Origin of the sequence: Roseicyclus marinus (assembly GCF_036322625.1) — a bacterium.
Classification (GTDB): Bacteria; Pseudomonadota; Alphaproteobacteria; order Rhodobacterales; family Rhodobacteraceae; genus Roseicyclus; species Roseicyclus marinus_A.
Genome location: NZ_AP027266.1, coordinates 1,754,841 through 1,772,419 on the forward strand (window position 1 = coordinate 1,754,841; position 17,579 = coordinate 1,772,419).

A 17,579-nucleotide genomic window follows, 5' to 3' on the forward strand; every position below is an offset into this window, starting at 1 on the left:
CGGGCCTGCCAGAAAGGACCATCATGCTCGACGCCACCGCCCGCGACACCGCCATCACCCTCGCCCGCACCCTTGCCGAGGATGACGCCTTTCGCAGCGCCCTGTCCGACCTGATCGCCTTTCCCACCGATTCAAAATCGCCCGATGCGCCGCTGCACGCCTATCTTGCCCATGTCGCGCAGGGCTTCACCGCCATGGGCTTCACCACGCAGGGGCTGTCCGTCGAGGGCCGCCCCTTCCTGCTGGCCAGCCGCATCGAAGCGCCCGACCGCCCCACGATCCTCGGCTATGCCCATGGCGACACCGTGCCCGCCATGACAGGCCAATGGGCCGCCGACCGCGATCCCTGGACCCTGACCGAGGATGCGGAAACCGGCCGCTGGTACGGACGCGGCATCGCCGACAACAAGGGACAAATGCTGGTCAACATGACCGCGCTGCAGGCGGTCCTGGCCGCGCGGGGGTCCTTGGGCTTCAACACCCATGTGATCATCGAGATGGGCGAGGAAATCGGCTCCCCCGGCCTTGGACGGGTCTGCGAACGGCTCAAGGACCAGCTCAAGGCCGATCTGCTGATCGCCTCCGACGGCCCGCGCCTTGCCGCCGATCAGCCGACCATCTTCCTCGGCGCGCGCGGCGGCGCGACCTTCCGCCTGCGCCTCAACCGGCGCGAGGGCGGGCGGCATTCGGGCAATTTCGGCGGCGCGCTGCGCAATCCCGCGCTCGAACTTGCCCATGCGCTTGCCACCATCGCCACGCGGAACGGCGCGCTCCAGGTGCCGGGCTGGGTGCCCGCAGGCGTGCCCGATGCGGCGCGCGCGGCCCTTGCCGGTCTTACCCCCGCCGGGGGCGAGGTCGATGCCGATTGGGGGGCCGAGGGTCTCACCCCCGCCGAACGCATCCACGCCTGGAATTCGGCCGAAATCCTCGCCTTCACCGCCGGAAACATCGCCCAGCCCGTCAATGCAATCCCCGATCAGGCCGAGGCGGTGGTGCAATTGCGCTATGTCCCCGGCATCGACGACACGCGGCTGGAACAGGCGCTGCGCGCCCATCTCGACGCGCAGGGCCATCCCGATGTCACCATCACCCGCGAAGGGTCGCAATTCCGCGCCTCCGCCACGCCGGTCGACCACCCGGCTGCCCGTTTCGCCGCCGCCTCGCTCGCGCGCACCCATGGGGCGGCCCCCGTGGTCCTGCCCTCGCTGGGCGGCTCGCTGCCCAATGACATCTTCACCGAAATCCTTGCCCTGCCCACCGTCTGGGTGCCCCATTCCTATCCCGGCTGCTCGCAACATGCCCCGAACGAGCATCTGCCCCGCGCGCTCTTTCCCGAAGCGGTCGGGCTGATGGCGGGCCTTTACTGGGACCTCGGCGAAGTCTCGCGCGTCGAATTGCTCGGGACCTGATCCGCCGCCCCGTTCCGCCAGGCAGACAGCGCGGGGTTCACCGCCACGGGATCATCGGCCGGGGCCTGCCGCAGACCGCCCCGCCGGAGCAGCCCGCCCACACGGGGGGCTGCCCGCGTGTAATGCAATTCCCGCGCGCCGAAATAGAAACTGACGATGGCCCCGAGCAGCCACCACAGCGGCTCCGGCACCGCCTCGAGCCCCACCATCCGCCGGGCAAATCCCGCCGGATCGACCATCGCATAGACGAACAATCCCAAGGTGCCCAAGGCCAGCATCGGGCGCGGCAGACGGTTCAACCCGTTGATCGCCCGGTCGAACAGGCCGGACCCGGCATATTGGAATTCCGCCCCCGCCGTCTCCATCGTCGCGCGATGGATCTCGGCATCAAGCTCCATCGCCCGCGTCGCATTGGCGACGAAAACCTCCGACAATCCCTGCGCCGCCTCGCCGATCGCCCCTGCCGCCTGCCCCATGCCCATGGCCCGCCCGATCAATCCCATGCCGCCACCCTTGCCCGATGCTCCGCCTCGCTCAGGCGATAGCGCGGCGCGATGAAGCTTTCGGCCCGCGTGATCCAGCCGCCCTTGCCGCCATCGCGCCGCCTTGCGTATTTCCGGCTCGCAGGCCGCCGGTCGGCGAGCGCGTAATAGAAATTCCGCCGCGCGATCCCATAGGCATCGACCAGGTGATCGGGCGCCATCTCCAGCGCCACTTGCGCCGCGCGCGCCGTCTCGGGCCCGATCACGCCATCGACCGCGATCTCCAGCCCCATGTCGCGCAACAGCCGCTGCAAGATGCGGACCGCCTGCGCGCCGGCATTGACCTGCATGTCAAAGACAGAGGGCTGCAAGGCTTCGGGCAGCATCGCGATCCGGGGCCGCTCGAAATAGTCCCGCACGAAAATCTCGACCGCCTGCTGGCGCGTCAGCTGCCGCACATCGGCGGCATCAACATCGCCATCTGCGTCCAGATCGAGGCCCAACCGCCGCGCGGTATGAATCGTCACGCCGAATTTCGTGGGTCCCCCGGGATCGTCGGGATCATCCACATAGCCGCCCTCGCGCGCCACGATCTCTTCCGCGATGGATCGAACCGACAGCATGGGTTCGCCCCTCCCTGCTCCGGTTTCGATGCGGCAACACTAGGGCCTGAGCCCTAACAACCCGTTAAGAGCCTTCTCTGTTTCAAAAATATCCCGGGGGGGTCGCCAAAGGCGACGGGGGCAGAGCCCCCTTACTTTGGAATCGTCGCCTCTGGCGACGGGGCCAGGGCCCCCTCAATTCCCCCAAATCCCCCCTATTCCGCCGCCGCCGCCAATCCCGGCCCCGCCCGCAACCGCGCCAGGATCTCGTCGCGCCGCAGCGCCGCCTTGGCGGCATTGGCCTCCTTCACCGGGCCAAAGCCCCGCACCGATAGCGGCAGTTCCGCCAGCGCCACCAGCGCATCGGGATCGACCGCGCCCGCCTTGGGCAGCCATTTTGCCATGTCGGCCTCATATTGCGCGATCAGCGCTCGTTCCATCCGCCGTTCCGCCGTATGGCCGAACGGGTTCAACACCGTCCCGCGCAACACCTTCATCCGCGCGAGCAGCGGGTAGACCCGCATCATCCAGCCGCCGAACTCCCGCTTCTTCGGCCGCCCCGCGCCATCCCTGCCCGGCAACAGCGGCGGGGCGAGGTGGAATTTCATCTTGAAATCCCCCTCGAAACTCTCGCGCGCCTTGGCCTCGGTCGCCAGATGCAGGCGCGCCACCTCGAATTCATCCTTGTAGGCCAGCGCCTTGTGATAGCCCTTGGCCACCGCCTCCTTCAGCTTTGGATCGGCGATGCCATCGACCATCCGCCGGTAGCGCCGCGCCAGCCGCTTGCCCTGGTAGGCGACAAGATGGCTCTCGCGGAAGGCGATCTTTTCCTCGAGCGACCTGGGCTTTTCCACGACCTCCGCCCGCAGCATGCGGTCTGCCGCCTCCGGGTTCAGCGCCGCCCAACGGCCCATCTCGAAAGCCTGCGCGTTGCGCTCGACCGCCGCACCATTCAGCACGATGGCCTGCGAAATCGCCGCATGGCTCAAGGGGATCACCCCCATCTGCCAGGCCGCGCCAAAGACCATCATGTTGGAATAGATCGAATCCCCCAACAGGATGCGGGACAATTCGGTCGCGTCGAACAGCGCCAGCCTGTCCTGCACCCGCGCCTGGATGGCGACCTGCAAATCCTTGCCCGGAATGCGGAATTCGGTGTCGCGGGTGAACTCGCCGGTGATGATCTCGTGGCTGTTGACCGCGGCCCCCGTCTGGCCCGTCCGCATCAGCCCCAGCGTCTTGGCCCCGCCGGTGACCACCAGATCGCCCCCGATGACGGCATGGGCCTCCCCCAATCCGACCCGGATCGCCGAGATTTCCTCAGGCCGCTCCGCCAGACGCAGATGGATCCAGACCGCGCCACCCTTCTGGGCAAGCCCCGCCATCTCGATCATGCCCACGCCCTTGCCGTCGATCTGGGCCGCCTGCGCCATCACCGCGCCAATCGTCACCACACCCGTGCCGCCCACACCCGTCACCAGTACGTTATGCGTGCCCTCGATCCTTGGCAGGACCGGCGCGGGCAGGCCCGACAGATCGACCTCGGCCGTCGCCTGCTTGCGGATCTTCGCCCCCTCCAGCGTCACGAAACTGGGGCAGAACCCCTTGAGACAGCTGAAATCCTTGTTGCACGAGGATTGGTCGATGGCCCGCTTGCGGCCCAGCTCCGTCTCCACCGGCACGATGGACACGCAATTGGACTGCACCCCGCAATCCCCGCAGCCCTCGCAGACATCGGTGTTGATGAAGACGCGCCGGTCCGGGTCGGGGAACTTGCCGCGCTTGCGGCGACGCCGCTTTTCGGCGGCGCAGGTCTGGACATAGATGATCGCCGAAACCCCCTCGATCTCCTGAAAGCGCTCCTGCACCGCCATCAGATCGTCGCGCGGATGCTGTTCGAGCCCGGCGGGATAGGTGGACCAATCGATCTCTTCCTTGGGGTCGTAGATCAGCGCGATATGGTTGACCCCCATCGCCTGAACCTCGCGCGCGATCCGCGCCGGGTCCAGATCCCCCTCGTTGTGCTGCCCGCCCGTCATGGCCACGGCATCGTTGAACAGGATCTTGTAGGTGATGTTGGCCTTGGCTGCGACGGCGGCCCGGATCGCCAATATCCCCGAATGGTTATAGGTCCCCTCGCCGATATTCTGGAACACGTGCTTGCGCGTCGAAAACGGCGCTTCCCCGATCCAGTTCGCGCCCTCGCCGCCCATATGGGTAAAGGCCTCGGTGTTGCGGTCCATCCATTTCACCATGAAATGGCAGCCGATGCCTGCGCCTGCCCGCGCGCCCTCGGGCACCTTGGTGCTGGTGTTGTGCGGACAGCCCGAACAGAACCACGGCGTGCGCACGGCCAGATCGGGCGCATTGCCCGCGCGCGCGGCCTCCTCCACCCTTGCCACGCCCGCCCGGATACGGTCGGTCTCGCGCCCCTCCTCGATCAGGATACGACCCAGCTTCAGCGCGATATCGGCCGGGTCCAACGCGAAATGCGCGGGGAACAGCGTCTCGCCCCCCTTGCGATGGCCATAGACGCGCCGCCCCCGCCGGTCATCGAAGATCGCTTCCTTGACCTGCACCTCGATCAGCTTGCGCTTTTCCTCGACCACCACGATCAGGTCGAGCCCCTCGGCCCAGGCGGCAAAGCCCGTCATGTCCAGCGGCCAGACCTGGCCCACCTTGTAGGTCGTCACCCCCAGCCGTTCGGCCTCGGCCCCGTCGATCCCCAGGGTCGCCATGGCCGACATCAGGTCGAGCCAGTTCTTGCCGGCGGCAACAAAGCCGATCTTTGCCCCCGCCTTGCCATGGACGCGGCGGTCGATCCCGTTGGCATGGGCAAAGGCTTCGGCGGCATAGCGCTTGTGCTCGACCAGCCGTTCCTCCTGCACGATCCAGTGATCGCCAAGCCGGATGTTCAGCCCGCCCTCGGGCATCGCGAATTCGGGCAAGACGAATTGCATCCGGTCGGCCCGGCCATCGACAACCGCCGTCGCCTCGACCGTGTCCTTCATCGTCTTCAGACCCACCCAGACCCCGGCAAAGCGGCTCAGCGCATAGCCATAAAGCCCGTAATCAAGGATTTCCTGCACACCCGCCGGGCTGATCACCGGCATATGGGCATCAACCAGCGCCCAATCCGATTGGTGACAGACGGTCGAGCTTTCGCCCGTGTGGTCATCGCCCATCGCCATCAGCACGCCGCCATGGCGCGATGTGCCCGCCATGTTCACATGGCGCATCACGTCGCCCGAGCGGTCCACACCCGGCCCCTTGCCATACCACAGGCCGAATACGCCCTCGAACCGCCCCTCGCCGCGCAATTCCGCCTGCTGGCTGCCCCAGAGCGCCGTTGCCGCCAGATCCTCGTTCAACCCCGGCTGGAACACGATATCGGCCGCATCGAGATGCTTTTTCGCCCGCGCCATCTGCATGTCGACCGCCCCCAGCGGCGATCCGCGATAGCCCGTGACCAGACCGGCCGTGTTCAACCCCGCCGCCCAATCGCGCGCCTTTTGCATCAGCATCAGCCGCACCAGCGCCTGCGTGCCGTTGAGCAAAACCGGCGATTTCGTCAGGTCGAAACGGTCCTCCAGCGATACCTGCTGCACCCCCATGGCGTGCCCTCCCGTGCTGGCCGTGGTCGTTGTATCTGCGACGAAGTATAGGTCATTAATGTTGACCTGTCGACGCTTTTTCCGGCGCCGAACCCGCCGCTTTCATGAAACCTTTGGAAAATATTGCTTTCCCTCTTTGCAAGCGCTTTGGGGATTGCATATCCTCTGGACCGAAGCAGGAGACTTTAGATGGATTGGGACAAGCTGCGGATCTTTCACGCGGTGGCCGATGCGGGCAGCCTGACCCATGCGGGCGATACGCTGCACCTGTCGCAATCCGCTGTCAGCCGCCAGATTCGCGCGCTCGAAGAAGGGTTGAACACCACCCTCTTCCATCGCCATGCGCGCGGGCTGATCCTGACCGAACAGGGCGAATTGCTGTTCGACGCCACCCGCCACATGTCCAAGCGGCTCGAAGCCGCCGCCGCCCGCATCCGCGACAGCGAGGAAGAAGTCTTCGGCGAATTGCGCGTGACCACGACCATCGGCTTCGGCTCGCTCTGGCTCGCGCCGCGCCTGCCCGCGCTCTATGAAAAATACCCCGATCTCAAGATCGACCTGATGCTCGAGGAACGCCTCCTCGACCTGCCCATGCGCGAGGCCGATGTCGCCATCCGCATGAAGGAACCCAGCCAGGCCGACCTGATCCGCCGCCGCTTGATGACGATCAACATGCGGCTCTACGCGACACCGCGCTATCTCGAAACGCACGGCACCCCCCAAACGCTGGAGGATTTCGCCACCCACCGCCTGATCAGCCAGAACGCCACCTCCGCCCAGGTCAGCGCGGGCGCGATCCTCGTGCGCGAACTCATGGCCCATACGATCGGCTCGCGGCTCACCGTGAACAATTACTTCGGCGTGCTTCAGGCCGTGATCCACGATCTGGGCATCGGCGTCCTGCCCGATTACCTGACGCAGGATTTTCCCGATCTCGTGCGCGTCCTGCCCGATGTGCAATCCGCCGAAGTGCCCGTTTTCCTCGCCTATCCCGAGGAATTGCGCCAATCCAAGCGGGTGGAGGTCTTCCGCGATTTCGTCGCCGAGGAAGTCATCGCCTACCGCCGCCGCCAAAAGGAAAGCGATGCCATCCCGCTGACCTGACCCCTCCGAAAAAGGCCGCAAACGACCTGCCCCTGTCTGTGTGTTATGCGCCACAGGCATAGCCGCTTTGCGGCATTGCGGCAGGTTTTGCCTTGAACGACTCCAAACTGCCGCATATTTCGGCAGCCATGGAACGCAGGCGAGTGATCGCTGTTCCATTACCTCCCTGTTGGACTTCGGCCGAGATTCGTCTCGGCCTTTTTTTTGGCAAAACCACAGGGAAACCCGGCATGACTGTTTCCAATGTCGAAACGAATCCAGCCGATTTCGCCGATATCGCGGCGATTCACAGCTTATTATCCACGGAATTCGCCTATATGGCGGCCCGGATCGATCCGCCTTCCTCCATGACGCGGCTCACGCCCGAGGATTTGCTGGGCAAGATGGCGCAAGAGGATCTGTTCCTCATCCGCGACGACGACGCCCCCATCGCCTGCCTCTTCGGCGCGGCCCATCCCGACCACTACTATATCGGCAAGCTCGCCGTCGCTGCAGCGCAGCGTCGCCGCGGCCATGCCACAGCCCTGGTCGAGGCCGCGGCCCGCCAGGCACGCACCCTCGCCCTGCCCGCTCTCGTCTTGCAAAGCCGGGTGGAACTGGTGGAAAACCACGCCGCTTTCACCGCCATGGGCTTTGACTTGATCGCCCGCACCGCCCATCCCGGCTACGACCGCCCGACCTCCCTCACCTTCCGCCGCGCGCTCTGACGCGGGGCTCCGGGCGGCGCGGCCCCTTCCCCCTGCCCCCCACCTGCCGTAAAGAGCGGCCAAACGGGGGAATATTGCCATGACCGAGCCAGCCATCACGCCCGATCTGATCGCCGCCCACGGGCTCAAGCCGGACGAATACGACCGCATTCTGGAAATCATCGGGCGCGAGCCGACCTTCACGGAACTCGGCATCTTCTCGGCCATGTGGAACGAGCATTGTTCCTACAAATCCTCCAAGAAATGGTTGCGCACCCTGCCGACCAAGGGCCCGCAGGTGATCTGCGGCCCGGGCGAGAACGCGGGCGTCGTCGATATCGGCGACGGACAAGCGGTCGTCTTCAAGATGGAAAGCCACAACCACCCCTCCTACATCGAACCCTACCAGGGGGCGGCGACCGGTGTGGGCGGCATCTTGCGCGATGTCTTCACCATGGGCGCGCGCCCCATCGCGGCAATGAACGCGCTCTCCTTCGGGGAAAAGGACCATCCCAAAACCCGCCAGCTCGTCCATGGCGTGGTCGAGGGCGTGGGCGGCTACGGCAATTGCTTCGGCGTCCCCAACGTGGGGGGCGAGGTGCGCTTTCACCGCGCCTATAACGGCAATTGCCTCGTGAATGCCTTTGCCGCCGGTCTCGCCGAGGCCGACAGCATCTTCTATTCGGCCGCCTCGGGCGTCGGCATGCCCGTGGTCTACCTCGGCGCGAAAACCGGCCGCGACGGGGTCGGCGGGGCCACCATGGCCAGCGCCGAATTCGACGACACGATCGAGGAAAAGCGCCCCACCGTGCAGGTCGGCGACCCCTTCACCGAAAAGCGCCTGCTCGAAGCCTGTCTCGAATTGATGGCCTCGGGCGCCGTCATCTCGATCCAGGACATGGGGGCTGCGGGCCTGACCTGTTCGGCGGTCGAAATGGGCGACAAGGGCCATCTCGGCATCAAGCTCACGCTCGACCACGTGCCCCAGCGCGAAACGAACATGACCGCCTACGAGATGATGCTATCCGAAAGCCAGGAGCGGATGCTCATGGTCCTCAAGCCCGAAAAAGAGGCCGAGGCCCGCGCCATTTTCGAGAAATGGGACCTCGATTTCGCCATCGTCGGCGAAACCATTCCAGAGGACCGTTTCCTCATTCTCCACGGCAACGAGGTGAAAGCCGATCTGCCGCTGTCCAAACTCTCCTCCGAGGCGCCCGAATACGACCGCCCCTGGGTGCCCACCGATCCCGCCGCCGCGATGGACCCGGTCCCCGAGGTCGATGCCATCGACGCGCTCAAGGCGCTGATTTCCTCGCCCAATTACTGCTCGCGCGCCTGGGTCTATGAACAATACGACCACATGGTCATGGCCGACACGATCCGCGCGCCGGGCCTTGGTGCCGGTGTCGTGCGCGTCCATGGCACGGACAAGGCGCTGGCCTTCACCTCCGACGTGACGCCGCGCTACGTCAAGGCCAACCCCGTCGAGGGCGGCAAACAGGCCGTGGCCGAAGCCTATCGCAACCTGATCGCCGTCGGCGCGCGCCCCTTGGCCACCACCGACAACCTCAATTTCGGCAATCCCGAAAAGCCCGAGATCATGGGCCAGTTCGTGGGCGCGATCCAGGGCATCGGGCAGGCCTGCGCGGCGCTCGACATGCCCATCGTCTCGGGCAATGTCAGCCTTTACAACGAAACCGACGGACAGGCGATCCTGCCCACCCCCACGATCGGCGCGGTGGGGCTCCTCGATCGTCTTGACGATCTCATCGCAGGTACCATCCGCGACGGCCATGTCCTCATGGTCCTGGGCGCGACACAGGGGCACCTGGGGCAATCCGCGCTGCTGGCCGAGGTTTTCAACCGCGAAGAGGGTGACGCGCCCCCCGTGGATCTCGCCGCCGAACGCGCGGCGGGCGACTTCATCCTCGCCAACCGCCAATGGATCACCGCCTGCACCGATCTGTCGGACGGGGGCCTGGCCCTTGCCGCCTTCGAGATGGCGGTCGCGGGCGATGTGGGCCTGACCCTCGATGCGGGCGATATCGCCACGCTCTATGGCGAGGATCAGGGCCGCTACCTGATCGCCACGAATTTCGACAAGGCCGAGGCGCTGATGGTCGCCGCAGGCCAGGCGGGCCTTGCGCTCACCAGCGTCGGCAAGGCAGGCGGCGACCGCATCCGCATGGGCGGGTCCGAGGCCCCCCTCGCCGAACTGGCCGCCCTCTGGCGCGCAGCCTTCGCCACGCATTTCGCCTGAGACCCCCGCTTGCGGCGCGCCCGCAAGCGGCCTAGATTTCCGACAAGAACAGTCGAGGACCGATCATGCCCATCACCGCCCGCGAGATCGAGGAGATGCTCCGCGAAAGCTTTCCCAAGGCGCAGATCACCGTCGAAGGCGACGATGGCGCGCATTTCGCGGCGCAGGTCGTCGACGAAAGCTTCCGCGGCCAGAACCGCGTCCAGCAGCAGCGCGCGGTCTATGCCGCGCTGAAAGGCAAGATGGATGGCAGCCACGGTGAGCTGCATGCCCTTGCCCTGACCACCAAAGCCCCCGATTGAAAGGGAATCCCCCGATGAGCGCCGAAGACACCATCCGCAAGACCGTGACCGAGAATGACGTGGTCCTGTTCATGAAGGGCACGAAATCCATGCCCCAATGCGGCTTTTCCAGCCGCGTCGCGGGCGTCTTGAACTACATGGGCGTCGAATTCGCCGATGTGAACGTGCTGGCCGATGAAACCATCCGCCAGGGCATCAAGGATTATTCCGACTGGCCGACGATCCCCCAGCTCTACGTGAAGGGCGAATTCGTCGGCGGCTGCGATATCGTGACCGAGATGACGCTCTCGGGCGAGTTGGACACGCTGTTCGCGGAAAACGGCATCGCCTTCGACAAGGATGCCGCCGACAAGATCCGCGAAGCCAACGCCTGAGAAAGCGCGGGCTTTGCCCCCTCCCCGTCGTGAATGATGCGAGGGGCTCTGCCCCTCGCGCTCCCCGGAGTTTTTGGCCAAGATGAAGGGGCGGGCCGAGGGCCTGCCTCAACCCTTCTTCTTCGTCGCCCCGCTGCGGACATGTTTGGACAGCCGCGAGGGGATGGATTTCTTGCGATCCTTGAACGGATTCTGATCCGCCTGTGACCGCATCCAGAGCCGGATCGGCGTGCCGGGCATGTCGAAATCATCGCGCAACCCGTTGACAAGGTAGCGCGAATAGCTTTCGGGCAGCTTGTCGGGCTGCGAACACATCACCACGAAGCCGGGCGGCCTTGTCTTGGCCTGCGTCATGTAGCGCAGCCGGATGCGCCGCCCCGAGGGTGCGGGCGGCGGATGCGCCTCGATCATGGCCCCGAGCCAGCGGTTGAGCTGCGCGGTCGTCACGCGGCGGTTCCAGACCTCATGCGCCTTCAGGATCGCGGCCTGCAACCGGTCCAGCCCCCGCCCCGTCTTGGCCGACACCGTGACAAGCGGCGCGCCGCGCAGCTGCGGCAGGTGGAGTTCGAACATCTCCTTGAGCGCGCGCAGCTTGTCCTGTTTCTCGTCCTCGAGATCCCATTTGTTGACCGCGACGACCACGGCGCGCCCCTCGCGCTCGGCCAGATCGGCGATACGCAGATCCTGCGTCTCGAAGGGGATGGCCGCATCGAGCAGCACCACCACGACTTCCGCGAATTTGATCGCGCGCAGACCATCGGCGACCGACAGCTTTTCGAGCTTTTCCTGCACCTTGGCCTTTTTGCGCATCCCCGCCGTGTCGAAGATGCGCATCGGCGTGCCGTCCCAGGTGAAGGGCACGGCGATGGCATCGCGCGTGATCCCCGCCTCGGGCCCGGTCAAGAGCCGGTCCTGCCCGATGATGCGATTGATCAGCGTGGACTTGCCCGCATTGGGCCGCCCCACGATGGCGATCTGCAAGGGACGTGAGGGGGTTATGAGGCGTTCTTCATCCGATGCATCCCCATCGGCATCGACATCCACATCCGTCTCCGCCTCTTCGATCGCGGCGAGTTTTTCCTCGGCCGCCTCGATGAGGGGGGCCAGCGCCACGGCCAGTTCGCCCATCCCCTCGCCATGTTCGGCCGAAAGCGCGATGGGCTCACCCAGGCCAAGCGCATAGGCTTCCAGAACGCCCGCCTCGCCCTGCCGCCCCTCGGCCTTGTTCACGCCCAGGATGACGGGCCGCCCCGACCGGCGCAGGATTTCGGCAAACATCTGGTCATTGGGCGTGATCCCCGCCCGCGCATCGATCAGGAAGAGGCTGGCATCCGCCATCTCGACCGCGCGCTCGGTCAGGCGCCGCATCCGGCCCTGCAGGCTGTCGTCCGTCGCATCCTCGAGCCCCGCGGTGTCCAGCACGGTAAAGCGCAGATCGCCCAACCGCGCCGCCCCCTCGCGCAGGTCGCGGGTGACGCCGGGTTGGTCATCGACCAGCGCCAGTTTCTTGCCCACCAGCCGGTTGAACAGCGTGGATTTGCCGACATTGGGGCGGCCGACGATGGCGAGGGTAAAGCTCATGGGATCAATTCCGGGATGGCGAAGGCGCGCAGATACCGCATGGACCCGGTTCCATCAAGCCCCGAGCGTTCTGAGCGCCCGGTCGAGCGCCTGCAAAAACGCGCTGCGGTCGGATTTGGAAAAGGGGCGCGGCCCGCCAAGGGTCTGTCCCTCCAGCCCCCCGCGCAGATCGGCCAGCAGATCGCGGGTGGCCAGCTTGCCGCCGATATTGGCCGCCGTCAGCGCCTCGCCCCGATGCGTCATCACCTGCGCCCCCGCCTTGATCGCGCGATCGGCGAGCGGCAGATCGGCGGTGATGACGAGCATCCCCGGCCCCGCCGCCTCCGCGATCAGGTCATCGGCGGCGTCAAAGGCATCGCCCGCCATGGTCATGGAAATCAGCGGATGATCGGGATGGCGCAGGTATTGGCCCGCGAAGAGCCGCACCGGGGTCTTGTGGCGAAAGGCGACGGTATAGATCTCCTCCTTCACCGGGCAGGCATCGGCATCGACGAGGATCATGGCCGCCCCTCCGGGTCGAGGATCATGGCCGCCCCTCCGGGTCGAGAATCATGTCCGCCCCTCCAGTCCGAGGATCATGGAAAGAATCCCCCGTCGAAAGCCACCGACATATGCACCCCACCCGCTTCGGTCAGGGTCAGCGCATCGCCCGCCACCGCGACCTCCACCACCTCCGCCCAGCCCTTGGGGCGGGGCAACGCGACCATGGCGTGGCGGATCACCTGCTCGCCTCCAAGCGGCAGCGCAGTGGCCACACCCATCGCGGCAAAGGGATTGTCCGACAAGGAGGCCGCAAACCCAAGCCCCCCCGCCGCACATCCATCCTCGATCCCTAGAACGCCCCTGTGCCGCCCGTTCCAGGGCGAAAACTCCCGGCCCCCATTCGACACCCAAAGCATCGTCACCGGCATCGCCCGCGCGTCTTTCAGCACGACCAGCATGTCGTCCTCGGCCTCGCGCATCAGGACGCTCCAACCGATCCGCGCGCCCTCCGCCTCCACCAGCGTGCAGAAATCCTCGACCGTCTCGCCCTCGGGATAATGCCGCAGGTCCCAGTCGCCGCCGCCCTCCCGCGCGAGCATCAGCCCCGGCACGCATTGCCCCAGCGCCCAGAGGTTCCGCCCCTCCCGCTGCGCCACCGGATCGGTCAGGACCGCGCGCTTGGGCGAAAAGGACAGCCGCCCCCCCGCCGCCATCCGCGCCATCGGGTGATGGGCGAAACTGACCGCGCCCTGCCCGCCCGTCACCACGTGGCGTTGATACAGAACCGGTCCCGCGATCCGCAGATGCTTGTCCACCACGGCCCCTTGCACCGGCACGGACAGGCGCAGATGGGCATGGGCCGCGCCCACCTCCATCACCTCCCAGGGCGCATTGGCCGTTGCCCCGTGGATCGGTCCGCCCGTCACGTCATCGCGTCCAAACGGCATGCACAGGAAATCGCCCGCCAGCCGCTTGTTGACCTGCGGGATGGCGGGGTCGGCCTGCACCTCCGGCTCGTCGCGCCAGGGCGCGGCATGAAGGATATCTCGCCCCTCCACCCGCCAGAACGGCAGGTTGCCCACGCTCTCGTCGATGCCAAGCTTGGCCGCCCCATCGGAAAGCGTGATCACGTCTCGCTCCGCGCAAGGGCCCCCAGCGTTGCCGTCATCAGCGCCGCATCCGCCCCAAGGCTCAGGAACGTGACGCCCGCCGCCACCATCTCGGCGTTGCGGTCTGGCGGCGCGAAAATGCCCGCCGCCTTGCCCGCCGCCCGGATCACGCCGATCCCGCGCTTGATCTCCTCCCAGAATTCGGGCGCGGTGGGATTGTCGCGATAGCCCAGATCGGCGGCCAGATCGGCGGGGCCGAAAAGCACGCAATCCACCCCCTCGACGGCGGCGATCTCGGCGAGATTGTCCAAGGCCGCCCGCGTCTCGGCCTGCACGATCACGCAGATCTCGGCATTGGCGCTCGAGGCATAGCCGGGCACCGCTCCATAACCGCTCGCCCGCATCGTGTAGCCGCCATCGCCCCGAATGCCCTCAGGCGGATAAAGACAGGCGCGCACGGCGGCCCGCGCTTCCTCGGCGCTGTTGACCATGGGCACCATGATTGTTTGCGCGCCCACATCCAGCACCTGTTTCAGGATCCAGTCCTGGTTGCCCGGCGCGCGCACCACGGCGGGCGTCCCGGTGTTTTCCAGCGTGATGAGCTGCCGCCGGATCATCGCCGGGTCAAAGGGCGCGTGTTCCCCATCGACAAGGCACCAGTCAAAGCCTGCCCGCCCCGCGATCTCGGTCACGGGTTCGGACCCCAGCGCCAGCCACAGCCCGCGCAACAGCCGCCCCTCGGCCATCGCCTGTTTCAACACGTTCTTCGGTGCCGGCATTCCACCCTCCCCTGACCGATGTGTCCTAAAGCGCCCCGCCCACGGCCTCGCGGTACCAGCGGCGGATCAGCGCCCGGTCCTCTTCCGTCAGAAAGGCGAAATTGCCGGGCGGCATCGCATGGCTTGCGCCCGCCTGCAGGTAGATCGCCTGCGCCTGGCCCACGATCAGATCGTCGCGGTCCAGAACCACGCCACCGGGCGCGGCGGCGAGCCCCGGCATCATCACCTCGGAGGCATGGCAGGACGCGCAATTGCCATAGACCAGATCGGCCACGGCCGGAAAATCCCCATGCGCCACAAAGCGTTCCAGCCCCGGCGACAGACGCGCCTCCCCCTCCGCCTCCTCGCCCGCCAAGGGCAGGACCGACAGCCAGACGATCACCGCGAAAATCGCCGCCGTCGCCCCCCAGGTCCACCAGCGATAGCCGCCGCGCGCATGCATCGTGTTGAAGAAATGCCGGATCGTCACCCCCATCAGGAAGACAAGCCCCGCGATGAGCCAGTTCCATTCGCTCGCAAAGGCCAGCGGGTAATGGTTCGACAGCATCAGGAAGATGACAGGCAGCGTCAGGTAATTGTTGTGGGTCGAGCGCAGCTTGGCGATCTTGCCGTATTTCGGATCGGGCGTGCGCCCCGCCTTCAGGTCCGCCACAACGATCTTCTGGTTGGGGATGATGATCATCGCCACATTGGCCGTCATGATCGTCGCGGTCAGCGCCCCCAGGTGCAACAGCGCCGCACGCCCCGAAAAGACCTGCGTATACCCCCAGGCCAGCACGACAAGGATGACAAAGAGCAAGACCATCAACAGCGTCGGGTTCTCGCCCAGCTTCGACTTGCACAAGAGATCATAGGCGACCCAGCCCACGACCAGCGACGCGGCCGATATCGCCACCGCCTGGGCTTGCGACAGCTCCATCACCCGCCAGTCGATCAGGTACATCTCCGCGCCCACCCAGTAGAGCAGCGCCAAAAGCGCCACCCCCGACAGCCATGTCGCGTAGCTTTCCCATTTGAACCAGGTCAGATGCTCGGGCATCGCGGCAGGGGCCACCATGTATTTCTGGATATGGTAGAAGCCCCCGCCATGGACCTGCCATTCCTCGCCATCGGCGGGGCCTTGGATGTTGCGGTTCAGACCCAGGTCCAGCGCGATGAAATAGAAACTCGACCCGATCCAGGCGATGGCGGTGATCACATGCAGCCAGCGCGCGGCGAATTCTGCCCAATGCAACAGGATCGTGGCGTCCATCTTTTCCCTCGGTGTCCCTTGGTGGTGGGCGCCTGTCGCATCGGCGCGGCGCGGGCGTGACCATCCGACGAAACACCGCCCGATGGCAAGGCCGCCCGCGCTTGCGCCCTGCCTCCCGGCCGCGACCGGACGGCCACCCCCGCCGCGCAGGAAGATCGCCTGAAAAGCGCAATCCTGCGGGCCATTGTCCCGCCATCAGCGGGGCGGAACAGGACAAGATCAGATTGACGCCATGGCACGCGGATATCTCTTTTCTTCGCCTTTGCCTGCCGCTACCGTGCCACGCCATAAGACAGAAACTGTCCAACCTGGGAGACCATCCATGAAGAAAATCCTTCTGGCCTCTGCGGCCACTCTCGCGCTGACCGGCGCGTCGCAGGCGCAGGAAAGCATCTCGCTCGGCGTGATCCTCGGCTTCACCGGCCCGCTCGAATCGCTGGCACCCGGTATGGCCAGCGGTGCCGAACTGGCGATTGCCGAAGTGTCGGGCTCGGGCCTGCTGCTCGGCGGCACGACCGTGACGCCGGTGCGCGGCGACTCGACCTGCATCGACGCCTCCGCCGCGACCGCCGCCGCCGAGCGTCTGATCACCTCTGACGGCGTCTCGGGCATCGTCGGCGCAGATTGCTCGGGCGTGACCACCGCTGTCCTGACCAACGTGGCCGTCCCCAACGGCATGGTCATGATCTCGCCCTCGGCCACCTCGCCCGCGCTCTCGACCGCCGAAGACAACGGCCTGTTCTTCCGCACCGCCCCCTCCGACGCACGTCAGGGCGTGGTGATGTCGGAAATCATCCTGGGCCGTGGCATCGACACCGTCGCCGTGACCTATACCAACAACGACTACGGCCTCGGCCTTGCCGACAGCTTCCAGGCGGCCTTCACCGAAATGGGCGGCACCGTGACCCTCGTCGCAGCCCATGAAGACGGCCGCGCCGATTACTCGGCCGAAGTGGGCGCACTGGCCTCCGCCGGTGGCGACGCGCTCGTCGTGGCGGGCTATGTCGACCAGGGCGGCTCGGGCATCGTTCAGGCCGCGCTCGACTCGGGTGCATTTGAGACCTTCGTCTTCCCCGACGGCATGGTCAGCCAGGCGCTCGTCGACAATTTCGGCGCGGATATCGACGGCTCCTTCGGCCAGAACCCCGGCACCGACAGCGAAGGTGCGGCGATCTTCCAGGGCATGGCGACGGCAGCCGGCTTCGACGGCACCTCGCCCTTCTCGGCAGAAGCCTATGACGCCGCAGCCCTGATCCTGCTCGCCATGCAGGCCGCAGGCTCGACCGTTCCCTCCGAATACGCAGGCAGCGTGATGGATGTCGCCAACGCTCCGGGCGAGCCGATCCTGCCGGGCGAACTGGCCCGCGGCCTCGAACTGCTCGCAGCCGGTCAGGACATCGACTATGTCGGCGCCTCGGCGGTGGAACTGATCGGTGCCGGCGAAAGCGCCGGCAACTACCGCGAGATCGAGATCCAGGGCGGCGCCCTGACCGTGGTCGGCTTCCGCTGATCGCCTCGCAACCTGACTGACAGGCAGACAGC

General features: G+C 66.3%; 15 protein-coding genes. 7 read left to right on the forward strand and 8 right to left on the reverse strand.

Annotation, left to right across the window (positions count from 1 at the left end):
- Positions 1-23: 23 nt before the first annotated feature.
- Entirely contained in the window at positions 24-1,409 is a 1,386-nt protein-coding gene (locus tag AABA51_RS08260; protein ID WP_338276332.1) for a M20/M25/M40 family metallo-hydrolase, read from the forward strand.
- On the opposite strand, the gene AABA51_RS08265 is transcribed toward AABA51_RS08260, so the two are convergent.
- The 3 genes from AABA51_RS08265 to AABA51_RS08275 all read right to left on the reverse strand — a co-directional run bounded on the left by AABA51_RS08265 (position 1,361) and on the right by AABA51_RS08275 (position 6,107).
- Entirely contained in the window at positions 1,361-1,912 is a 552-nt protein-coding gene (locus AABA51_RS08265) for a holin family protein (RefSeq protein ID WP_338276334.1), read from the reverse strand. The two genes, AABA51_RS08260 and AABA51_RS08265, sit on opposite strands and share 49 nt — an antisense overlap.
- A complete protein-coding gene (locus tag AABA51_RS08270) occupies positions 1,903-2,514 on the reverse strand; it encodes a holin-associated N-acetylmuramidase (RefSeq protein ID WP_338276335.1) in 612 nt (203 codons plus the stop codon). Before AABA51_RS08270 ends, AABA51_RS08265 begins: the two co-directional genes overlap by 10 nt.
- A gap of 194 nt (positions 2,515-2,708) precedes the next feature.
- Positions 2,709-6,107: an indolepyruvate ferredoxin oxidoreductase family protein gene (locus AABA51_RS08275; protein ID WP_338276337.1), complete on the reverse strand. Its 3,399-nt coding sequence runs from the start codon at positions 6,105-6,107 to the stop codon at positions 2,709-2,711.
- Between the two features lie 189 nt (positions 6,108-6,296).
- Between AABA51_RS08275 and AABA51_RS08280 the strand changes: the two genes are divergently transcribed.
- The 5 genes from AABA51_RS08280 to grxD all read left to right on the forward strand — a co-directional run bounded on the left by AABA51_RS08280 (position 6,297) and on the right by grxD (position 10,833).
- Positions 6,297-7,211 (forward strand): LysR family transcriptional regulator, encoded by a 915-nt coding sequence (locus AABA51_RS08280; protein ID WP_338276338.1) that lies wholly within the window; start codon positions 6,297-6,299, stop codon positions 7,209-7,211.
- Positions 7,212-7,441: 230 nt separating this feature from the next.
- Positions 7,442-7,918, forward strand: coding sequence for a GNAT family N-acetyltransferase (locus tag AABA51_RS08285; protein ID WP_338276340.1), 477 nt, complete (start codon positions 7,442-7,444; stop codon positions 7,916-7,918).
- A 79-nt stretch (positions 7,919-7,997) separates the two neighbouring features.
- A complete protein-coding gene (purL, locus tag AABA51_RS08290; protein WP_338276342.1) occupies positions 7,998-10,157 on the forward strand; it encodes a phosphoribosylformylglycinamidine synthase subunit PurL in 2,160 nt (719 codons plus the stop codon).
- 65 nt (positions 10,158-10,222) lie between these two features.
- Entirely contained in the window at positions 10,223-10,459 is a 237-nt protein-coding gene (locus tag AABA51_RS08295) for a BolA/IbaG family iron-sulfur metabolism protein (RefSeq protein WP_338276344.1), read from the forward strand.
- Positions 10,460-10,473: 14 nt separating this feature from the next.
- Positions 10,474-10,833, forward strand: coding sequence for a Grx4 family monothiol glutaredoxin (gene grxD, locus AABA51_RS08300; RefSeq protein ID WP_338276346.1), 360 nt, complete (start codon positions 10,474-10,476; stop codon positions 10,831-10,833).
- Positions 10,834-10,941: 108 nt separating this feature from the next.
- Here the strand turns inward: grxD and der are convergent, their stop codons facing one another.
- The 5 genes from der to AABA51_RS08325 all read right to left on the reverse strand — a co-directional run bounded on the left by der (position 10,942) and on the right by AABA51_RS08325 (position 16,037).
- Positions 10,942-12,414, reverse strand: a complete 1,473-nt coding sequence (gene der / locus AABA51_RS08305) for a ribosome biogenesis GTPase Der (RefSeq protein ID WP_338276348.1) — start codon at positions 12,412-12,414, stop codon at positions 10,942-10,944.
- A gap of 54 nt (positions 12,415-12,468) precedes the next feature.
- The gene (locus tag AABA51_RS08310) at positions 12,469-12,915 is read right to left on the reverse strand and encodes a YaiI/YqxD family protein (protein ID WP_338276349.1); all 447 of its coding nucleotides are present in this window, start codon (positions 12,913-12,915) and stop codon (positions 12,469-12,471) included.
- 74 nt (positions 12,916-12,989) lie between these two features.
- Positions 12,990-14,027: a hypothetical protein gene (locus AABA51_RS08315; RefSeq protein ID WP_338276351.1), complete on the reverse strand. Its 1,038-nt coding sequence runs from the start codon at positions 14,025-14,027 to the stop codon at positions 12,990-12,992.
- Positions 14,024-14,785, reverse strand: a complete 762-nt coding sequence (locus tag AABA51_RS08320; protein ID WP_338276352.1) for an HpcH/HpaI aldolase family protein — start codon at positions 14,783-14,785, stop codon at positions 14,024-14,026. Before AABA51_RS08320 ends, AABA51_RS08315 begins: the two co-directional genes overlap by 4 nt.
- Positions 14,786-14,810: 25 nt before the next feature.
- Positions 14,811-16,037, reverse strand: a complete 1,227-nt coding sequence (locus AABA51_RS08325; RefSeq protein ID WP_338276354.1) for a urate hydroxylase PuuD — start codon at positions 16,035-16,037, stop codon at positions 14,811-14,813.
- Positions 16,038-16,359: 322 nt separating this feature from the next.
- Here AABA51_RS08325 and AABA51_RS08330 point away from each other — a divergent pair, with 322 nt between their 5' ends.
- Positions 16,360-17,547, forward strand: coding sequence for an ABC transporter substrate-binding protein (locus AABA51_RS08330; protein ID WP_338276356.1), 1,188 nt, complete (start codon positions 16,360-16,362; stop codon positions 17,545-17,547).
- Positions 17,548-17,579: the final 32 nt, after the last annotated feature.